Annotated in this window: 22 protein-coding genes; 5 read left to right on the top strand and 17 right to left on the bottom strand. The window is 55.2% G+C overall.

Annotated elements, in window-relative coordinates; all coding sequences use genetic code 11:
- Nucleotides 1–27: 27 nt before the first annotated feature.
- Nucleotides 28–1,245 carry a M20 family metallo-hydrolase gene (locus H8696_RS04230; protein ID WP_249315115.1) on the bottom strand — a complete coding sequence of 406 codons (1,218 nt, stop codon included), beginning with the start codon at nucleotides 1,243–1,245 and terminating at the stop codon, nucleotides 28–30.
- An 88-nt stretch (nucleotides 1,246–1,333) separates the two neighbouring features.
- Between H8696_RS04230 and H8696_RS04225 the strand changes: the two genes are divergently transcribed.
- Nucleotides 1,334–2,896, top strand: a complete 1,563-nt coding sequence (locus tag H8696_RS04225) for a PucR family transcriptional regulator (RefSeq protein WP_249315114.1) — start codon at nucleotides 1,334–1,336, stop codon at nucleotides 2,894–2,896.
- Here H8696_RS04225 and H8696_RS04220 read toward each other — a convergent pair whose 3' ends face one another.
- The 7 genes from H8696_RS04220 to H8696_RS04190 all read right to left on the bottom strand — a co-directional run bounded on the left by H8696_RS04220 (nucleotide 2,897) and on the right by H8696_RS04190 (nucleotide 8,511).
- Entirely contained in the window at nucleotides 2,897–4,126 is a 1,230-nt protein-coding gene (locus tag H8696_RS04220) for a pyridoxal-phosphate-dependent aminotransferase family protein (protein ID WP_249315113.1), read from the bottom strand.
- A gap of 111 nt (nucleotides 4,127–4,237) precedes the next feature.
- A complete protein-coding gene (gene queA / locus H8696_RS04215) occupies nucleotides 4,238–5,263 on the bottom strand; it encodes a tRNA preQ1(34) S-adenosylmethionine ribosyltransferase-isomerase QueA (protein WP_249315112.1) in 1,026 nt (341 codons plus the stop codon).
- 2 nt (nucleotides 5,264–5,265) lie between these two features.
- Nucleotides 5,266–6,300 (bottom strand): Holliday junction branch migration DNA helicase RuvB, encoded by a 1,035-nt coding sequence (gene ruvB / locus H8696_RS04210; RefSeq protein ID WP_249315111.1) that lies wholly within the window; start codon nucleotides 6,298–6,300, stop codon nucleotides 5,266–5,268.
- An 11-nt stretch (nucleotides 6,301–6,311) separates the two neighbouring features.
- On the bottom strand, nucleotides 6,312–6,902 hold the full coding sequence (gene ruvA, locus H8696_RS04205) for a Holliday junction branch migration protein RuvA (protein ID WP_249315110.1): 591 nt from the start codon (nucleotides 6,900–6,902) through the stop codon (nucleotides 6,312–6,314).
- An 11-nt stretch (nucleotides 6,903–6,913) separates the two neighbouring features.
- Nucleotides 6,914–7,408: a crossover junction endodeoxyribonuclease RuvC gene (ruvC, locus tag H8696_RS04200; protein WP_249315975.1), complete on the bottom strand. Its 495-nt coding sequence runs from the start codon at nucleotides 7,406–7,408 to the stop codon at nucleotides 6,914–6,916.
- Between the two features lie 121 nt (nucleotides 7,409–7,529).
- Entirely contained in the window at nucleotides 7,530–8,051 is a 522-nt protein-coding gene (locus H8696_RS04195) for a flavodoxin domain-containing protein (protein WP_249315109.1), read from the bottom strand.
- Nucleotides 8,032–8,511, bottom strand: a complete 480-nt coding sequence (locus tag H8696_RS04190) for a MarR family transcriptional regulator (RefSeq protein ID WP_249315108.1) — start codon at nucleotides 8,509–8,511, stop codon at nucleotides 8,032–8,034. The genes H8696_RS04195 and H8696_RS04190 overlap by 20 nt, the downstream gene beginning before the upstream one ends.
- 219 nt (nucleotides 8,512–8,730) lie before the next feature.
- Between H8696_RS04190 and H8696_RS04185 the strand changes: the two genes are divergently transcribed.
- Together H8696_RS04185 and argH are read left to right on the top strand one after the other, a co-directional pair.
- A complete protein-coding gene (locus H8696_RS04185; protein ID WP_249315107.1) occupies nucleotides 8,731–9,939 on the top strand; it encodes an argininosuccinate synthase in 1,209 nt (402 codons plus the stop codon).
- A 4-nt stretch (nucleotides 9,940–9,943) separates the two neighbouring features.
- Nucleotides 9,944–11,323, top strand: a complete 1,380-nt coding sequence (gene argH / locus H8696_RS04180) for an argininosuccinate lyase (RefSeq protein ID WP_249315106.1) — start codon at nucleotides 9,944–9,946, stop codon at nucleotides 11,321–11,323.
- Nucleotides 11,324–11,553: 230 nt separating this feature from the next.
- Here the strand turns inward: argH and H8696_RS04175 are convergent, their stop codons facing one another.
- The 4 genes from H8696_RS04175 to H8696_RS04160 form a co-directional block, all read right to left on the bottom strand.
- Nucleotides 11,554–11,979: a flavodoxin gene (locus H8696_RS04175; RefSeq protein WP_249315105.1), complete on the bottom strand. Its 426-nt coding sequence runs from the start codon at nucleotides 11,977–11,979 to the stop codon at nucleotides 11,554–11,556.
- Between the two features lie 34 nt (nucleotides 11,980–12,013).
- The gene (locus H8696_RS04170) at nucleotides 12,014–12,565 is read right to left on the bottom strand and encodes a DUF3793 family protein (RefSeq protein WP_249315104.1); all 552 of its coding nucleotides are present in this window, start codon (nucleotides 12,563–12,565) and stop codon (nucleotides 12,014–12,016) included.
- Nucleotides 12,543–12,965, bottom strand: coding sequence for a metal-dependent transcriptional regulator (locus H8696_RS04165; RefSeq protein ID WP_249315103.1), 423 nt, complete (start codon nucleotides 12,963–12,965; stop codon nucleotides 12,543–12,545). Before H8696_RS04165 ends, H8696_RS04170 begins: the two co-directional genes overlap by 23 nt.
- 153 nt (nucleotides 12,966–13,118) lie before the next feature.
- Nucleotides 13,119–13,376, bottom strand: a complete 258-nt coding sequence (locus H8696_RS04160; protein ID WP_249315102.1) for a hypothetical protein — start codon at nucleotides 13,374–13,376, stop codon at nucleotides 13,119–13,121.
- A gap of 144 nt (nucleotides 13,377–13,520) precedes the next feature.
- Between H8696_RS04160 and H8696_RS04155 the strand changes: the two genes are divergently transcribed.
- Nucleotides 13,521–13,847: a helix-turn-helix domain-containing protein gene (locus H8696_RS04155; protein ID WP_249315101.1), complete on the top strand. Its 327-nt coding sequence runs from the start codon at nucleotides 13,521–13,523 to the stop codon at nucleotides 13,845–13,847.
- Nucleotides 13,848–13,872: 25 nt separating this feature from the next.
- Here H8696_RS04155 and H8696_RS04150 read toward each other — a convergent pair whose 3' ends face one another.
- A complete protein-coding gene (locus H8696_RS04150) occupies nucleotides 13,873–14,781 on the bottom strand; it encodes a YncE family protein (RefSeq protein ID WP_249315100.1) in 909 nt (302 codons plus the stop codon).
- 112 nt (nucleotides 14,782–14,893) lie between these two features.
- Here H8696_RS04150 and H8696_RS04145 point away from each other — a divergent pair, with 112 nt between their 5' ends.
- Nucleotides 14,894–15,148, top strand: a complete 255-nt coding sequence (locus H8696_RS04145) for a TIGR03905 family TSCPD domain-containing protein (RefSeq protein WP_249315099.1) — start codon at nucleotides 14,894–14,896, stop codon at nucleotides 15,146–15,148.
- Here H8696_RS04145 and ytxC read toward each other — a convergent pair.
- The 4 genes from ytxC to H8696_RS04125 all read right to left on the bottom strand — a co-directional run bounded on the left by ytxC (nucleotide 15,136) and on the right by H8696_RS04125 (nucleotide 19,639).
- Nucleotides 15,136–15,936, bottom strand: coding sequence for a putative sporulation protein YtxC (gene ytxC / locus H8696_RS04140; RefSeq protein WP_249315098.1), 801 nt, complete (start codon nucleotides 15,934–15,936; stop codon nucleotides 15,136–15,138). The genes H8696_RS04145 and ytxC overlap by 13 nt on opposite strands.
- 114 nt (nucleotides 15,937–16,050) lie before the next feature.
- A complete protein-coding gene (gene alr, locus H8696_RS04135; RefSeq protein ID WP_249315097.1) occupies nucleotides 16,051–17,175 on the bottom strand; it encodes an alanine racemase in 1,125 nt (374 codons plus the stop codon).
- Between the two features lie 89 nt (nucleotides 17,176–17,264).
- Entirely contained in the window at nucleotides 17,265–18,209 is a 945-nt protein-coding gene (locus tag H8696_RS04130) for a hypothetical protein (RefSeq protein ID WP_249315096.1), read from the bottom strand.
- Nucleotides 18,206–19,639 (bottom strand): sensor histidine kinase, encoded by a 1,434-nt coding sequence (locus H8696_RS04125; RefSeq protein ID WP_249315095.1) that lies wholly within the window; start codon nucleotides 19,637–19,639, stop codon nucleotides 18,206–18,208. Before H8696_RS04125 ends, H8696_RS04130 begins: the two co-directional genes overlap by 4 nt.
- Between the last annotated feature and the right edge of the window lies 1 nt (nucleotide 19,640).

The raw sequence follows: 19,640 nt of genomic DNA, 5'->3' as shown, positions 1-19,640 counted from the left end.
CCGCCGGCAACGCCCGCGGCTCCTGTACTATTTCAGGTTGAGAACGACATCCTTCAAAATCGCTACCGCCTGCGCCAGATACTTGCAGTCAGTATCCTCCTCGGGGCAGTGGCTGCGGCCCTTTTTGCTGGGCACAAAAATCATGGCCGTGGGCATCTTCTCCCCAATGGGCAGGCTGTCATGTCCAGCACCGCTGTTGATATGCTGATAGGCAAAACCGTTTTGGATGCAGCTGTCCTCGATCAGCCCCTGCAGTTTTTCGTCCATGTCCACAGGATCCACCGTCAGCGTCTCCAATATGGAGTAGCTTCCCTTAAACCGGGCGGCTTCCTCATCCAGAATGGCCAGAAATCTGTGATAGACGGCGTCCACATTCTCCAGTTTGGTGCTTCGGATATCGACGCTGAACTTTACCTCCGAGGCCACCGTGTTAACGGCGTTCGGCAGTGGTGCAAAATACCCGCAGGTGGCCACCGTATGCTCATATTCCCGTGCGAGATCGCCCAGCCGGGCCACAGCCTTGGCTGCAATCTCGATGGCATCGATGCGCATATCCATGGGCGTGGTGCCCACGTGGTCCGCCCTGCCCTTCACCGTGATGATGCGCCGCTTCATACCCACGATGGTGTCCACGATTCCAATGGATTTCTGGTTCGCTTCAAGAATGGGGCCCTGCTCGATGTGCACCTCAAGAAAAGCTTTGAGCCCCTCAAGTTCCCGGACCGCCTCGCCAATCCGGTCGGGGTCGGCGCCGTATGCCTCCATGGCCTCATAGATGCTTATGCCCGCCGCATCCTTCAGCCGCTTCAGTTCGTCCACCGTGATCTCGCCCAGAAGAGCCTTGCTGGACAAAAATCCCGAGGAGAAACGCGCCCCTTCCTCATCGTTCATGGCGATAACTTCCACCGAATACAGGGGCTGAATTTCCGCCTCCCTCAGCTGGCGCACCGTCTCAATACCGCAGATCACGCCGGACATGCCATCAAAAGCGCCGCCGTTTTTCACGCTGTCGTAGTGGGAGCCGATCAGGATTGTTTCCCTGCGCTTTCCCTCCAGGCGGCCAATGACCGCTTCCGATGCGTCCACCCGAACCTCCATGCCCGCTTCCGCCATGAGCCACTTCAGCGCTTCCACCGTCTTTTTGGCCTCCGGCGTGAAGGGCAGACGGGTTACACCCGGGCCGGGCGCGGAAATCTTGGACAGCATCTCGATATCCTTCTCCATGCGCGCCGCTGCGTTTTCCATAACCTTCCTCCTTTTTGCTGACCCCTTGCAAACCTTTTTAAAACATGGTCTAATGATTTTATTCCATCTATGAATCAAGGTGTTTATTATGGCAATTACTTTGAACTGGCTCATCCATCAAAGCAAACTGGAGAATCTTTCCCTGGCAGCGTGTCCGGAACTCATCGACACGCCCATCTCCAGCGTCAATATCATGGACAATCCCGATGTCATTCAATGGTTCAAAAAGAATGAACTGGTGCTGACCACGGGCTACGTGTTTGCCAACGATCCGGAGCTGCAGACCACCATTCTGCAAAATCTAAAGCAGGCCGGCTGCAGCGCCCTTTGCATCAAAACAAAGCGCTATTTCGATACCATCCCCCAGCACATTCTGGACGTGGCGAACCGCATACATCTGCCCATCATCGAGCTGCCCGTGCATTACTCCTTCTCCGATATCTCCAGTCTGATCAGCAAGGAGATCTATGCCGATGAATTCCGGGATATCGCCCGGGAACAAAAACTCTACAACGCCCTGTTCAACAGCTTTTTTGAACACAGGCCCACCGAAGACACCCTCGAGCTGCTGAGCCGTTATCTGGATCATGGCGTGCTCCTCCTGGATGAGGGCGGCCGCGTGCGCTTTAATGCCGCAGGAGACGGCGGAAAAACGCTGCCCCCAGCTGAAATTCACATCGATCCGGTGCGGCTGAAAGATGCCTCATCCCGTCAGTCCGTTGAGGTGCAGCTGGGCGATGCCCTGCATCAAGGCGCGCTCACCCGCTTCGGCAAGCAGTATTTCTGCGTCCTGACGGACCGGCCGGACAAGCTGCCCTGGGACACCATTGACCACGCCCTGCGCATCATCGCCCTTTCCCAGCGCGGCCATGAGGAGCGCCCCCTGGATTTAAACAATTACTATGAGCCCTTCTTCCAGTTCCTAATCGACGGAAAAGGAAAAACCGATACGGAAATTGTGCAGCTGTGTGATTATTACGCTTTTCCATATCGGCTGAACCGGGTCTGCGTGCTCATCGCACCCCGGGAAAAAGAAAAGGGCTTCGACCCCGTTGAATCGGTGAAGCTTGTCCGGCGTGTCCTCAAAAAATGCGGGGTGCGGGACAGCTTCATCGCCTCGGGCCGCCGGCTTGTCTGCCTGTATCTATTTGGCAGGGACGAGGAACTCTCCGCCCTTGTCCGCACCTTTGCTCAGCAGCTGCTATCCGTAAGCCGGAACGGCTTTATCGTGGGGACAGGTCCCAGCGGCCGCGATTTAAAAGAAATCGCCTCCACCTATGAAAAGGCCAGCTTCATGCTGTCCCTTGGGGATAAGTTTCCGGGCCGGCCGGATTTCTTCTTCCAGGAGCATTTCATCTTCTGGCAGATTCACACCCTGCCAGCCCGTGAGCGGGAACGGATTTATCGGGATACGGTAAAGCCTTTGGCCGACCATGACGCCAAAACCCGTTCCAGCCTCACTCAAACGCTTCAAGTCTATTTCGAGTGCAGATTCAACGCTTCTCTTGCCGCTTCCAGGCTCTATCTGCACCGAAACACATTTTTAAAGCGCATCGCCAAAATCAAGGACATCCTGCCCATGGATCTGGAGGATCCAAACGCCCTCTATGCCATCCATTATGGGCTATGCGTCCATCGAATGCTGATGTGATTACTGCTCTGCTTCCCGGTAGACCTCAAGAGCGGCCGCGACGGCATCGCCGGCGGGAAGTTTCACCTTGTGCTGAAGCAGAACCGCCTCCAGAGCGCCCAGCGTAAACAGGATATTCCGCTTCTGGCTGGAATAGCCCATGTTGCCGATGCGAAGGATCTTGCCATCCAGCGGGCCAAAGGAGGTGGCAATTTCAATGCCAAAGTCATTGAGGAGCTCGGCGCGAAGCACCTTGCCGTCCAGGCCCTCGGGAATATTGATGGCGGTGACCACGGGCATCTTGTGCTTCAGATCGCCGAAGATGGTCAGGCCCATCGCCGTAAGACCGGCGCACAGCGCCTTATCATTCAGCTTATGACGGGCGAAGCGGTTGTCCAGGCCTTCCATTAAAATGCAGCGCAGCGCCTCATGAACCGCATACTGCATGCTGGTCGCTTCCGTATGGTGGTTGAGCCGGCGGGGACTCCAGTAATCCTGAAGCTGGGCCAGGTCCAGGTAGTTGCTGGGAATCTGGGGCAGAGAGGACGCCTTGTCCTCCGCCGTACGGATGCCCTTTTCCACCTTCTTGCGGGCGAGAATGATATCCTCGATCGCTTTGTTGTAGGTGATAAGCGCCGAACCGGAAGGCGCCGAGACGCACTTTTGCGTACCCGCGATGCATCCATCGATGAACCAGTCATCCACCTTGACTTCCGTACCGCCCAAGGTTGCCACCGTGTCCACAATGAGCAGGGCGCCGTAATTCTTGCAGATCCTGCCGATCTCCTCGAGGGGCTGCATCATGGATGTGGAAGTCTCGCCATGGACCAGGGCCACGGCCTTATACCGCTGCTTTTTCAGCTCCGCCTCGATCTGTTCAGGATCGAATACGCTGCCCCAGTCGGTTTCAATCAGGGTGATATCCGCGCCGCAGCGCTCCAAGATCTCCGAAAGCAGATAGCCAAACCTGCCAAAGGCGGGAATCAGTACCTTGTCCCCCGGGCAGATCGCACCGGTAAGGACCGTCTCCAGACCGCCGCGGGAAGTGGTATCCACAGTGTAGGTCTGGGCATTCTTCGTCTGGAATACCCTGCGCGCCATTTCCATGGTCTCGTTCATCAGCGCTGTGAATTCCGGATCGAACTGCCCCAGAATATGGGCGGACATGGCCCGAAGGACCCGGGGATCGGCCTCCACCGGTCCGGGAGCCATCAGCGTGCGGGGAGACGGATTAATTTCTTTAAATTCCATAAGAAGACCTTCCTTTCCCAATATATTTTCATTATACTCCTGTAGCCCAAATCTTCAATGGATGATCTGTCTGTTAATCAGACCTTATAGTGTGCATTGTGCATACTGCTCTTAAAGTATCATCATGGCGTCGCCGAAACTGAAAAATTTGTAACGTGCCTCCACCGCAGCCCGATAGCACTTTAAGGCGTTTTCCCGACCCATGAGCGCGCTCACCAGCATGAGCAGCGTGGATTCGGGCAGATGAAAATTGGTGATGAGCGCGTCCACCGCCCTGTAACGGTATCCCGGTTTGATGAAGATATCGGTGTAGCCTTTGGCTTCCCGCAGCCTGCCTTCATCGTCCGCCACCGTTTCCAGCACCCGAACGCAGGTGGTGCCCACCACCACAATCCGCCCGCCATGACCGCGAACGTCGTTCAGGGTTTGGGCCGCCTCTCCCGAAAGCTCATAATATTCGGAATGCATGTGATGGTCCTCCACGTTTTCCGCCTTCACCGGGCGGAAGGTGCCAAGGCCCACGTGGAGCAGAATGGGCACAATCCGAACGCCCTTGTCCTTCAGCCTCTGCATGAGTTCGGGGGTAAAATGCAATCCCGCGGTGGGCGCTGCCGCCGAACCGTTGGTTTTGGCATAAACCGTCTGATACCGGTCCTTATCCTCCAGGGCTTCTTTGATATACGGCGGCAGGGGCATCTGTCCGATCTCATCAAGAAGGGCCTCGAACACGCCCTCATAGAAAAAGCGCACCCGCCGCACGCCGCCCTCCTCCACGGTGAGGATTTCCGCCCGGAGCTTCCCTTCAGCAAACTCCACCCGGGCCCCCTCGCGGAGTTTGCGGCCCGGCCGCACGATCACTTCCCATTCGTCCATGGCAATGCGCCGCAGAAGCAGAAATTCCACGGCGCCGCCGGTGCCCTCCCGCACCCCAAAAAGGCGGGCCGGAATGACCCGCGTCTCATTGATCACCAGCGCATCCCCTGGGTTCAGATATTCGATCACATCGGCAAAATGCCGGTGCTCCAAGGTATCCTCTTTTCGGTTATAAACCATCAGCCGGCTTTGATCCCGCTCCTTGATGGGCGTTTGCGCAATGAGCTCTTCCGGCAGGTCGTAATAAAAATCACTGGTCTTCATGGCTACACCAGCTTCATCTGAGCGCCGTCGTTCCGCTCGGGATAGGGCAGACCAAAATGCTCATAGGCAAGACGCGTGGCAATGCGACCCCGGGGCGTGCGGCTCATGAAACCAATCTGCATAAGGAAGGGCTCGCACACATCCTCAATGGTGCCCGACTCTTCGCCGGTGGCCGCCGACAGAGTATCGAGACCCACCGGGCCGCCGCCGAACTTATCGATGATGGTGCGAAGAATGTTTTGATCCACACTGTCAAGGCCCAGAACGTCCACACCCAGCCGGTTGAGCCCCTCCGCCGCAATCTCCCGCGTGACCACGCCGTCCGCCATTACCTGTGCAAAATCCCGCACCCGTTTCAGGTAGCGGTTGGCCAGCCGCGGGGTGCCTCTGGAGCGGCGGGCGATCTCCGTTGCGCCGCCCTCGTCCACCTTCACATCCAGTATGCGGGCCGCCCGTTTTACGATCTGCTTCAGCTCGTCCACCGTGTAGAGCTCCAGCCGGAACACGATGCCAAAACGGTCCCTTAGAGGACCGGTGAGCATGCCCGCCCGGGTGGTGGCCCCCACCAGTGTGAAGCGGGGCAGATCCAGCCGAATGGATCTGGCCGAGGGTCCCTTGCCCAGCATGATATCCAGCACAAAATCCTCCATGGCGGGATATAAAATCTCCTCCACAGCGCTGTTCAGGCGATGGATCTCATCGATGAAGAGCACCTCCCGGGGATTGAGGTTGGTCAAATTGGAGGCCAGATCCCCCGCCCGCTCAATGGCGGGTCCGGAGGTAATGCGGATGTTCACACCCATCTCGGCCGCGATAATGCCGGCCAAGGTGGTCTTGCCCAGCCCCGGCGGGCCATAAAGCAGCACATGATCCAGCGCCTCCTGACGCATCTTGGCCGCTTCCATGAAGATGCGAAGATTTTCCTTCACATTCTTTTGTCCGATGTATTCCTCAAGGGTCCGCGGCCGGAGGTTGTACTCCAGCTCCGCGTCCTCCTCGGACATGCTGGTAACCACCAGCCTTTCATCTTCAAACATCCCTTACCCTCCTATCGCTGATCCAACTGACGCAGCGCCAGCCGCACGATATCCTCCACCGTGCTCTCGCTGGCGGCGGCACCCACCGCCTGAGCCGCTTCGCTTGCGGTGTATCCCAATGCCACCAAGGCGGCCAGGGCTTCCTGCGCGGCGCTTCCCGCCGGCGCCTGCGCGGGCGAAAAGCTGCCAATGGAAAAATCGGCCTTTTCCAATTTGCCCCGAAGCTCCAGAATGAGGCGCTGTGCGATTTTCTTGCCAATGCCCGGCACCTTGGAAAAAGCGGCCACATCATCGGCCAGCACCGCCATAGCCACCGCATCCGCCGTCATGCCGGACAGAATGGCGAGCGCCACGCGGGGGCCCACGCCCGAGACGGTAATCAGCCGGTCGTACATATCCCGCTCCACCTTGTCATAAAAACCGTAGAGAATGAGAGCGTCCTCCCGCACCCAAAGCCGCGTATAAAGTTTCACCTTTTCGCCCATCTTCACCCGGCCCAGAGTTTGCGTGGAGACATGCAGCTCGTAGCCCACGCCCCCCGCGTTCACATAGACGGCGGCGCCCTCCACTTCCTCAGCCACGCCCTTGATAAATCCATACATTGCTTCTTCTCCTACTGTATCTTGAATTCGCCGCTCATTCGATAGCTGTATGCATGGCAGATCGCCACGGCCAGCGCATCCGCAGCGTCGTCAGGTTTGGGAATATCCTTCAGGTTCAGCAGGGTTTTCACCATCAGCTGCACCTGCTTTTTATCCGCCTTGCCGTATCCCGTCACCGCCTGTTTGATCTGCATGGGTGTATACTCATACAAGTTGGAAGTGTGCTGGGCGGCGGCCACCAGAATCACGCCCCTTGCCTCGCCCACGCTGATCGCGGTGGTCACATTGCGGCTGAAAAACAGCTCCTCCACGGCAATAGCGTCCGGCTCATAATGGCCGATGAGCCGTTCAATGCCGTTGTAAATCATCATCAGCCGCTGAGGCGTGCGCACCTTGGCCGGCGTCTCCAATACGCCGTATTCCACCGACGCCACTCGAATTCCATCGGTGCTTACCACCCCGAATCCGATGGTGGCAAGGCCGGGATCAATTCCCAAAATCAGCAAAAGCGCCATCCCTCCATTTTGCCATATGACAACATTGTCCACGGTTTTTTCCCGTTTGTCAATGGACCGCTTTACCTATTATAACATAAATAAAGGGGCCCGCATCCGCAGGCCCGGGGGTTCAATTTTCTGCCCAGTTTAAAATAGGCTGAAGGTTTGCCGGATCGCACCAATCCGAGGCTCTTCCCCATAGGGACATCAGGTTCTTCTCCCATTCCTCCCTTTCCTCTTCCGGCTTTTTGTCCAGCATCTTTTTCATTAGATTCATCATCATGCGATCCTTCAAGGTCATTTTCCCAAAATCCATGGCGCCCCGGAGCATAAAAAGCGGCGCTTCCGCCATGGCCGGCGTAAAATTCTTTGACAGCAGGGCTTTGCGGGATTCGGGGGTTTCCGGAGCGGCGCCCACGGCAAAAACCGCGAGTCTTTGTCCCTCCGCCGCTGGAAAGCAGTTCTTGAGCAGCGATATACCCGCTATGCCGCCCGCATAGATGCCCCCGCCGTAGATCAGGGTGTCATACTGCCGCAGCCGCTCCGCCCTCACGCTTTCCCGAACCAGCAGGTCCGCGCCCAGCGCCTCCGCCAGCCATTCGGCATACCTCTTGGTAGAACCATACTTGGATTTATAAATCACCGCTGTCATCGCACTTTTCCCCCTTTTTATTCAGTCCTTCATAAAACTTCAAGAGCAGCCGCAGAAATTCCCGCAGTTCCTCCCTTGTCATATTGTAAAAAAGCTCATCCATGAATCTCCCGTCCCGGCTCTTATGCTGTTTAGCATATTCAATGCAGTATTCCGTGACCGCGACCCGGTAAGTGCGCCGGTCCGAAGCATCCCGTTCCAGCCTTAAAAAGCCCTTCTGTTCCAGCTTCACCGCGATCTGTTTCGCATTTTGATGGGAGGTACCCATGGCCGATGCCAGTTCGCCCAGCGAAGGCGCCTCCTCAAAGAAGGTGGTCAGCACCGCCAGCATGAACCATTGTTTGGACGTAATACCGTCCAAATAGCTGTTGCCCACGGTCTCCAGCCTGGTAGCGATCAAAAAAAGACTGCCGAAGACGGCATAGCGCGGATCCAGCCCTGCGATCTTATCCGAATTCATTCCAATCAGCTCCATTAGGTAATGTATTACCTTTTATGCAAACACTATACCCCGGATTCCAATTTGCTGTCAAGGGTTAAAAATATACATTTTTGCTGGTGCAGCTTAAAAATTTGTTATATAATACGATTTGTTTGAATAAAGACGCAAAAATCAGTTGCATATTTATACATATCGCATTATAATTATGCCAAGTTCAATCTTAGGAGGATGCATCAAATGAGCAAGAAAAAAGTTGTATTGGCCTATTCTGGCGGTCTTGATACTTCCATCATCATTCCTTGGCTGAAGGAAAACTATGATTATGAAGTCATCGCTGTGGCCGGCGACGTGGGCCAGGGCGAGGAGCTTGAGCCCCTCAAAGAGAAGGCCATCAAAACCGGCGCTTCCAAGATCTTTATCGAGGATTTGAAAAAGGAATTTGTGGAGGATTATATCTGGCCCACCCTGCAGGCTGGCGCCGTGTACGAGGGCAAGTATCTTTTGGGCACCTCCTTTGCCCGCCCTGTGATCGGCAAGCGTCTGGTGGAGATCGCCCACCGCGAGGGCGCCGAGGCCATCTGTCACGGCTGCACCGGCAAGGGCAACGATCAGGTGCGCTTCGAACTGGCCATCAAGGCCATCGACCCTTCCATCAAGGTCATCGCCCCCTGGAGGATCTGGGACATCAAGTCCCGGGAGGAAGAAATCGACTACGCCCAGGCTCGGGGAATCGACGTGCCCGTGACCAAGAAGTCGATCTACAGCATGGACCGCAACATCTGGCACGTGAGCCACGAGGGCGCGGATCTCGAGGATCCCTGGAATGAGCCCAAGAAGGAAATGCTTCTTTTGTGCAAGGCTCCCGAGGATGCTCCCGACAAGCCCACCTACGTGACCATCTGCTTCGAGAAGGGTATTCCCGTTGCCGTCAATGGCGAGCGCATGGAAGCGGTAAAACTTTTGGAGACGCTGAACAAGATTGCCGGCGAAAACGGCGTTGGCATCATGGACATGGTGGAAAACCGTCTCGTGGGCATGAAGTCCCGCGGCGTGTATGAAACTCCCGGCGGAACGGTGCTCTATCAGGCTCATAAGGAGCTTGAGGAGATCACCCTTGACCGCGCCACCGCCCATTTCAAGGAACAGGCCGCCATCCGCTTTGCCGAGTTGGTCTATGACGGCTGCTGGTTCACGCCTCTAAGGGAAGCCCTGTCCGCTTTTGTGAGCGACACTCAGAAGACCGTAACCGGCACCGTGCGCCTCAAGCTCTACAAGGGCAGCTGCACCGTGGCCGGTGTGAAATCCCCCTACAGCCTCTACAGCGAGGATTTTGCCACCTTTGGCGAGGATGAGGTCTACAATCAGAAGGACAGCGAGGGCTTCATCAATCTCTTTGGCCTGCCGTTGACGGTTCGGGCCATGATGCAGAAAAAAGTGAAGGGATGAAATCATGAAACTTTGGGGCGGACGATTCGAAAAAGCAACCGACGCGGCGGTGGATGACTTCCACTCCTCCATTCATTTCGACTGGAAGCTGTACGAGGAGGATATTCACGGCAGTATGGCCCATGCCCGGATGCTGGCCAAACAGGGCATCATCACTGACGCCGAGGGCGAGGCCATTGTTAAGGGCCTTGAGGGCATCCTTCAGGATATCGCAGCGGGCAAGGTTGAGTTTTCCCTGGCTGCCGAGGACATCCACATGAATGTGGAGACTCTTTTGATCGGGCGGATTGGAGAAGCCGGCAAGAAGCTGCACACCGGCCGCAGCCGCAACGACCAGGTTGCACTGGACGTCCGCCTTTACACCAAATCGGCCATCGATGAAATCACCGGCGATTTGGTGACGCTGGAAAATCTGCTGCTGAAGCTGGCCGAGGAGCATCTGGACACCATGATGCCAGGCTACACCCATCTGCAAAAGGCTCAGCCCATCACGCTGGCCCATCATCTGATGGCCTATTTTCAGATGTTCCGTCGGGACTTGGGGCGTCTTTCTGACTGCAAGGTGCGGACCGATGAAATGCCCCTCGGCGCCGGTGCTCTCGCCGGGACCACCTACGATCTGGACCGGGAATATGTGGCCCGGCAGCTCGGTTTCGCCAGGGTCACGGAAAACAGCCTGGACAGCGTGTCCGATCGGGATTTTGTGATCGAATTTCTTTCCGCGGCCTCCCTTATTATGATGCATCTCTCCCGTTTCTGTGAGGAGCTGGTTCTTTGGTCCACGCAGGAATTCTCCTTTGTGACGATGGACGATGGTTATGCCACCGGTTCCAGCATCATGCCCCAGAAGAAAAACCCCGATGTGGCCGAGCTCATTCGAGGCAAATCCGGCCGCGTTTTCGGACACCTCATGGGGCTGCTGACCACCATGAAGGGGCTCCCTCTCGCCTACAACAAGGATATGCAGGAGGATAAGGAACCGCTTTTTGATGCCCACAGCAACCTGCACAAGTGTCTTACCACCTTCACCGGCATGCTGGCCACGATTACCTTCCGCAAGGATGTAATGCACCGCGGGGCTCTCGGCGGCTTCGCCAACGCCACCGATTTTGCCGATTATCTGGTCAGAAAAGGCATTCCCTTCCGAGATGCCCACGAGATCACCGGTAAGGCGGTGCTATACTGCATCAAGCATGAAAAGTCACTGCTGGATCTGTCCGCGGAGGAGCTCAAGGACTTCTCCCCGCTCATTGGAGAGGACCTCTACGGCGCCATCAGCCTGGAAACATGCGTCAATGAACGAAAGGTTTACGGCGGTCCTGCCAAGGTTCAGGTGGAGCAGGCCATCGTCAACGGCAGGGCCTTCATGGCAAAGCTTTCTTAAATCATGAAAAGACCGGGAAATATCCCGGTCTTTTTTATTGTGATTTTGTTACCGGCTCCACTTCGCCGGCCCGATATCCGGCGCGCTGAACAATTTGTTTCAATTCCTCATTGGGAACCGGTTCCTTTGTGTGAACAAGAGCGCACAATTGCTGCAGTTCATCCCTTCAAATGCAATTTTTCGCACATAGGTGCAATGGGATACCTGAATGAACACGGTGCGCTTCACTTTCAGCTGGCCAACGCTTTGCCAAGAGCGGCGCAGGCAGCTTCGCCTTCGCTGTCCGGCGCCTCGTTGCAGATCACGCTGTCACAAACCAGCACGGCCCCATCCCCTTTACAGGTCGCTTCCCAGGTGCGCATCCATTCGCCGTCACCCCAGCCATAGGAACCGAAAAGTGCAATCCGCTTGCCCGAGAGTTTAGCCTCGCAGGCACCGAACATGGGCGCAAACTCATTCTCCTCCAGCTCTTCATTGCCCATGGAAGGACAGCCAAAGGCCACTCCATCAAAATCGTCCATCCTGTCCACGTCAAATTCCGAAGCGGTGATCAGGACCACGTCTGCGCCGCCCTCCTTCGCGCCCGCCGCAACCTGATCGGCCATCGTCCGGGTGTTGCCGGTGCCACTCCAATAAACCACTGCCACTTTACTCATCTAAACGACCTCACTTCATTAAATATTGTACAGGTTAAGCAGTTACGGTGAGCTGCCAAACCGTTTTCCCCTCATGCCAGAGCCGCCCATAGATTTCGCGGCACCTCTCAAACCGGGCGAACAGTTTCAACGCCTCGTATTCGTTGCAATAGACCTTCCAGCATCCCGTATATTTGCTGTTCTTTCCCGCATTTTGAATAAACCCGATAACGTCTCCCAACGGGTAACCCAGAAAAATTCCGATCTCATGAGGAAATCCTTCGCAGTTTTTCAGCCTGCTCCTGAGCCGGTCAAGGGCATCCACCGTATTCAAGCGGTCATAACCGTATTGAGCCAGAAAATCTGCCACACCAGGCTTCATGAAGTCCGCTTCCAGGCGGTTTTTGCGATACACATAGATCAGCGCCCGGTTTCCTCTTTTTCTTAGAATCTGAAGGGATAATCCCTTTTTGCTGAGCTTGCGGTTCCAAACAGCCACATGATGTTCCACCTCACCCAAAGCCCCCAGCGGGGTGCAAAATAGATTGGCGGTCTTCAGGGAGGCCAGAGTGGGTGCACAATTCTCAATCAGGTACTTCTCCAGCAACAACGTCCCTCCTCAAATTGGCCCTGGATTCGATGCCGTTTTTCTCAAAGTATTTTTTAAGCGCCTCGAAGCTTTCGGCACTGATGATGTGCTCCATACGGCAGGCGTCATGCAAAGCTGTTTCCCGCTCCACGCCCAGCCCGGACAGTACGTTTGAGAATAGAAGATGCCTTTCGTACATGGTTTCAGCAAGTTTTCGGCCCTCCGGCGTCAAAAAGATCTCATGGTTCTCCCCCATGTCAATATATCCGCCCTTCCTGAGGTTCTTCATCGCCACACTGACGCTCGCTCTGGACACCCGCATTTCGGAGGCGATATCAATGGATCGGACCGTTCCCTGCCGACCTTGCAGCATCAAAATCATCTCCAAATAATCTTCCCCCGACTCCATAACTTTCATCCATGTGCGCCTCCTTCATCGCGGCAAGCGTTTTTAGTTAGTTATAGCTAACCTGAGGTTTATAAAAAACGCGGCCCTTTCCGCGCTCCCGAGTTAGCTATTGCTAACACCCACTTCAGTTTACTATAGATATCTCATCAAATCAAGAATAATTTAAAATTTTCTTCCCTTTTTGACCCGCAGCAGTTCCTGACCGATGATCGTCCTAGCCTCCTGGACATTTGTAAACGCACAGGGATGGTTTAAAAGGTACTTGCCAACTTCACAGTATTGTTTTAAGGAATAATCCCCCACATCCATCCAGAGTTTTGCAACCTGATCCGGCGTCGCTGTTTTATAATGCAGATCGGATAAATAATCGCAGTTCAGCAGCATAGCTATGGCTTCAACCAAATCCACCGCATATTTCACGAACCGCTCCACCCTTTCACAAATATTTACATAAAGACATTGTAGTACAAATTGTGACAACAGTCAACAGTAATAACTTTTTATTAAGTCATTTATTTCTGTATAAATAAAGCTATAGCTACTAGACTATTACTAGGTGATAAAATGAGTATCGATTATGCTGCAATCGGCAGACGCATTCAAGGAATGCGCAAAAAAAGCAAAAGAACGCAGGAGAATCTAGCGGAATATCTATCCGTGTCCGTAGGATACATCAGTCAGATCGAACGGGGCGTAACCAAGATCAATCTGGACACCCTTTCCGAAATTGCTCGATGGCTCGAGTGCGATATTACCGCTTTGGTTTCGGGGATCACGCCCCAACAGAGCTCCTATTTAAAGGATGAAATCGGCCAAATCTATGCCGGTATGAATGAACAGCAGCGGAAGGTGCTGCTGGAAATTGCGCTGGCCATACAAAAATACGGATGATGCGGTGTGCCCAGCACACCGCTTTTTATAACAGGAGAAGATCGCTGGGCTCCTTACCGGTTGGCAGGGAAAAGAGAGGCTGCCGTGTTTCGGCGGAAAAGGCGGTCACCGTCTCATCCTCCAGATCGGTGACAAAGACCGTATCCCCCTCCGCCCAGACATGCCAGGGCATGGAACCCGCCGGCACCAAGTCCACCACGGCGGGCTCTTCAAGACTGAGCACGCTCAACCGCCCGCTGCCGGTATTGGCCACCCAGGCTTCGTTTTGAAGGACGCCTATGCCGCCCGGCGCAACGCCCATGGGCATACGGGCGATCTTCCTGCCTTCGCCCAGGCTGATAAAGTCCATCCAGCCGCTGCCCTCGTAATCCACTCCGGTGACCGAGACCAGGATTTCTCCCCGTTTTTGATAGAAGGCCATGCACTGGGGCGCGCCATCCACCTGAAAGATGCCCAAAAGATGGAGATCCTCGCCGTCCAGCAGCATCACATCCCGGGAATCGGCGTTGGCCACCACCAGCATGGAACCATCGGGTGTGAACAAAGCGCAGCAGGGATATAAGCCCACCGGAACGCTGAACATGGGTTTCAAGGTGGCCTTATCCAGAATATACAGACAGTTTGCATCGCCGCAGCACACCACAAGATAGGTGCCGCAGGGCGACAGGGTCACATGGACGGGATGGGCGGCCACGCTTTTGGCGCCCAGGATCTCGCCCTCCTCGGCGCTTAAAGCCGTAACGCTCTCATCAAAGGCATTCACGCAAAAAAGACTCTCCCCATCCGTCGCCAGATGGCAGGGTCCCACCGCAGGAACGCTTCGTCCCAGGCCCCGGTTGATGGCGGCAATATCAATCCGCTTGGTCTTTTGGCTTTCCGGATCAATCCGCCACAGAGTATCCTCCCCCATGTTTGCAACCCATAACCTCTTCATCCATTCACCCTCCATTGAACCCCGTTAATGTCATACTATGAGCTTTGAAGGGTTTTGGTCCGCCTTGACAGGCCTTGGGCCGCGGTTATAATAGGAGCTGGAGGTGGCAAGCATGTTTGAATACAAAACCCGGGGAACCTGTTCCACTCGGATTGAGCTTGATATCGATGGGGACCGCATTCAAAAAGTGAAGTTTAAAAATGGCTGTGACGGCAACCTTCAGGGGATCAGCCGTTTGGTGGAAGGTATGAGAATCGATGATGTGATCGCAAAATGCGAGGGCGTGGACTGCCGCGGCAAGGGCACATCCTGCCCCGACCAGCTGGCCCGCGCCCTCAAAGAATACAAGAGTGCTCAGGGCTCCTGATCGATGACAAGACGCGCCTGAAAGACCTGTCGGATGGTTTCCATGACCTCGGCATCCCGGGCCACGTGAGCGTCCATATGGACCTTGCCGGGCGAAATGGTGATGAGGGAGCTGAGAAGGATATCGGCCTTGCCAAGCTGCATCCTTGAAAGTTCATCCTCCATCTCAAAAAGGGTCTCGTCCTCGATGGGTTCGCCCTGGCCATCGGTCAGGAGGTACTGGCCGTTAGCGTCCAGGGTGATGTTGACCCGGTCAATCTTGGGCTCCTGCGTGTCCACGAAGATACGCAGCAGCCGGATAAACTGCATATATTCCCGTTCGATGAGCAGCTCCTCCGCTGCTCTTTTGACTTTCTGTTCCCAGTAGCGCACCCAGTCCTTCAGCCGGAAACGGACAAAGCCGTCCAGCATCATTTCCTTCGAGGTCAAAAGATAGTCCTCCACCTCGTCGGTTACGCGAAGGCTCCACCGGGCGAAGCCGGCTCCATGGTTTTCCTTCATGTCCTGCCAGCTGTCCAGCACCATGTGTTCGATGCGCCAACGGTCATAGGCATTGAAGGATGAGCAATATTTTTCGATCAGTTTGGACACCATATTCTGCGGCAGACCGTTCATGATCACGTCCGCCAACAGCACGCTTACTTCCCGCCGCTTTTCTTCGGGCACGTGCAGGAGGCAGCCGTCGTCGTCCATTTCAAAGCATGCATTCAGCTTATAATCGTCCGCACGATCCGCCAAAATGCCCTGCAAATCAAAGGTATCCTCCCGCACCCCGATCCTGTACTCCATCCTCGCCGCACCCCTTTTCTATTTACTCCATTGTATGCAAGGAGTATTCGATCTTGCGCTTGCTAGTATGCCCAAGACCCAGAAAAAAGTTTACGGCAAATACTGGTCCCGCTCCTAATAGAAACGGTAGTCCCGCTTTAAATGCTGGGAAAGCAGGATGGGATTGCTCTTCAGTTCCACCATGTCCCCCTCGTCGATCTCAAGTTTGTCCGCCTCCACCATGAAGTAGTTCGCACCCACGCTGCCAATCACCTTGGCCGGTTCATCGTTGATCCAAACCGTGAGTCCGTTCAAAAGTGTTTTAACGGTGTATCGCATCCACGACAAGGGCGCAAGGCGGAAGATATGCTGATCCGCTCTTTCCATGAAGATGCCGTCGGCATAACCCGCCGCGATAACCGCCACCCGGGTGCGGCGTTTGAGCAGGGTCCTCGCACCGTAGCCCGGCCGCTCCCCCGCCTTCACCCAGCGTATACGAAGCACAGGCGCCTTCAGCTTCCAGGCTTTCTTGAGGCCATATCTGTAGAATTCCGGGACGCCGCCCACCAGCCCCGAACCAATGCGTATCATGTCCATACGCATCTCCGGAAAGCGAAGCGCAGCCCCGGAGGCGCAACAATGCAGACGCCCGGTGGGGACGCCCTTATTTTTCAAAACATTCACACATTGTTTAAAGAGCTTGAACTGCTTACGGGTCAGAGCCTCGTCCTGATAAGGTGCGGCAAAGTGGGTGTAGGTCCCTTCGATATCGAATTCCGCAGCCCTTGAAATGAACCGGGGGAGCTCGACCGGTGAGAATCCGTAACGGCCAAGGCCCGTATCCAGCGCAACGTGCACCCTGGGTCTTTGGTGACAGAGAGCCGCAGCTTCCAGCACGCATTCCATCTGCCTGACGCCGCCGAGGACCAGGGTCACTCTCCGCTCCATCAGCTTTTTGAGATGGGCCACCGACAGAATGGGCGTCAAAAGCAGCAGTTCCCCATCCACGCCCTGGCTTCTTAATTTCATAGCCTCCGCATAGCTGCCCACTGCCAGGGCATCGGCGCCCGCCCTCAGCAGGATTCTCGCATATTCCACCAGACCCATGCCATAACCATTGTTTTTGATCACCGCCATCAGTTTCGTGCCCATATTTTTAAAAACTTTCACGTTGTGCTGAATGGCCAATACGTTTACCATCACTTCAGCGCCATGGGCCTCCTCCGCTGTCGCAACCTGCATTTTATAGGCTTCGCTCACACGTCATACCTCTTTTTCTTTTGGATAACTCCAGTATGTCAAAGAGGCATGCAGCAAGTCCGCACAAAAATGCAATGAAAATGTAAAACCTATGGCATCTCCAAGCTAAAACCGCTGATGTTGTTCAGATGCTCCTCATAGATCAGTGTAAAGGACGCACCGTTTTTAAGATCCAGTGTCATCAAAATATCGGAGGTTCGTGGATTGAAGTCAACCAGGCGCGCCGCGTCCCCCTCCGGGTCGTAGAAGATGGCTTCTGCCAGATAGGCGGCCTCCAGCAGGTCATCGGACCCGACGTCCAAAAGCTGGAGGGATACCAGGTAAGCCCTAAGCGGATTGACAGGCATATCTTGATTTTCGTAATTGTACATGTATTCCAGCAGCGCGTTATACTGGTTGTCCCGCTCCTCCTGGGTCAGCGCCACAAAATTCATGGGTTCCGGCCTGCAGCGGAGATACACCACGTTGAATTCGGCGTCGAGAGCGCAATCCACCCGCATTTTTAACGAATCGTTGTAAAGCTCCGTATTTTCACCGAGGGAGACCAGACCATTTTTCATAAAGATGAAATCACCGTTATTGCCGCTGCAGCGGATGAATTTGCCCTCAAGGCTGCACACATCCACCAGCTTATAATAATAGCTTCCATCAAAGTCCTGTCCATTGGCCATTCCATTGGCCATCCCATTGACCATCGCTTGCTCCATGGACTGGCTCGCGTCCGTGCCACAAACCAGCGCCATGAAACGGATAAAATAATCGATGCCCTTGCCCTCGATCTTTGCAAGATCCTCCTCCGTCGCTTCCTGTCCCGTACTCGGTTTATAGTAGTTCCACGGGTATAGGGAGGGCCCCTCCTCCGTGCCCTGCACGGCCAGTTTCTCGGCCAAGGAGACATCGTCAAACTCAACGATCTCATTCTTATGGGTGGGCAGCAGATGATCCATCAAAGTCACCGCTGCCACGGCCGCACCCAAAAGCAGTATAGCGGCCAGCACCATGCAGATACTGCCCCGAATTTTCCGCGGTCTCACGAGGCGGCCCCCTTTCTGAAGACGATCTGCACCATCGTGCCCTTGCCCACGGCGCTTTGAATCTTGAGCTCCGCACCATGCAGCCTTGCAATTTCCACGCAAAGGGCCAGCCCAAGGCCCGCGCCTCCTGCCTTCCGGGAGCGAGCCTTATCCAGCATATAGAAGGGTTTTACGATTTGGGATATCTCCTTTTTGGGAATGCCGTGACCGTAATCCCGGATGGCAATCACCAATCGTTCCCGGTGAAAGCCCGCCATCATCTCTATGGTCTGACCGGGTTTGGACGCCTTGACGGCATTATCCACCAGATTGTACAGCATGGATTTAAAAAGCTCCATATCGGCCCGAATGGTCACCTCTGGCGACTCATGGACCAAAGTGAGCTCATTTTTCTCCATAATGGGCGTGAGTACCACGGCCATCTCGTCCATGGCCTCCTTCAGCGGAACATCCTTAAAATCCATCTTGGTCTGCCCCAGGGTGATGAGTTCCATCAGCTTGCCCGACAGGGCCCGGAGGCGCTTGGTCTCCTCCACGATGATGCCGGCGTATTCCTGCCGCTCCCGATCGCTTACCACCCGCTTCACCCGAAGCAGGTCGGCAAAGCCCAAAATGGAGGTGAGCGGCGTTTTCATCTCATGGGCCAGATTGGCAATAAAAATCCGCCGGTCTTCCGCCACCTGTTCCAGTGCATCCACGTTCTGCTCCACGGCGTCCGCCATTGCGTTCATGTTTTCCGAGAGTTCAGACAGCTCGCTTCGGCCTTTGACCGTGACCCGAACGCCATAGTTGCCCTGGGCGATCTGCCGGGTGCTCTCATTGATCCGCTGCAGGGGCCTGAGCAAAATCAGCACCAGCGCCAAAAGAATTCCCGCCGCCGCCAGCGCACACACGATGCTGATGATCTGCGTATATTTGAGCTGCTCCGCTCTCAGGGCGTAGATTGCCGAAACATCGGTGGAGGTTACCAGATCGTAAGTGGTATCGGAAAGTTCAAACTGGGAGAAGGCCAGCATGTAAGTGCCGCCGGCACCGTCCACAATCTCCACCAGATGCTTGCCCGTCCCTTCCCCCGCCTTGACAAGGGCCAGCTCCAGTTCGGATGAGCATTTGCTGGTGCTGAGAACGGACCTCCCCTCCAAAAACAGCGTGGCTCCTGTGCTGCCGCTTCCCTGCTGAGCGTTCATCACATCCCGGGCATAGCCGCGGATGTCCTCATCCTCCAGCACCACTTTACCCTGCCGCAGCCGTTCATAGGTCACGGTGTTCTTCAGGGTGGCCACCAGATACTCATGTTCCGACAGCGCCCGGGACTGTTCCCGCTCCACCATCAGTTCATGGGTGTTGCGCAATAGCAAAACCGCCGTCATATCCACAGCCAGAATCACCAGAATCAAGGTGCACAGGAAGATTTTTTGCCAAAGCTTCATC

This window comes from Gehongia tenuis (assembly GCF_014384795.1).
In the GTDB taxonomy this organism is placed as follows: domain Bacteria; phylum Bacillota; class Clostridia; order Christensenellales; family NSJ-53; genus Gehongia; species Gehongia tenuis.
This window is presented reverse-complemented; position numbering and strand designations above follow the sequence as displayed.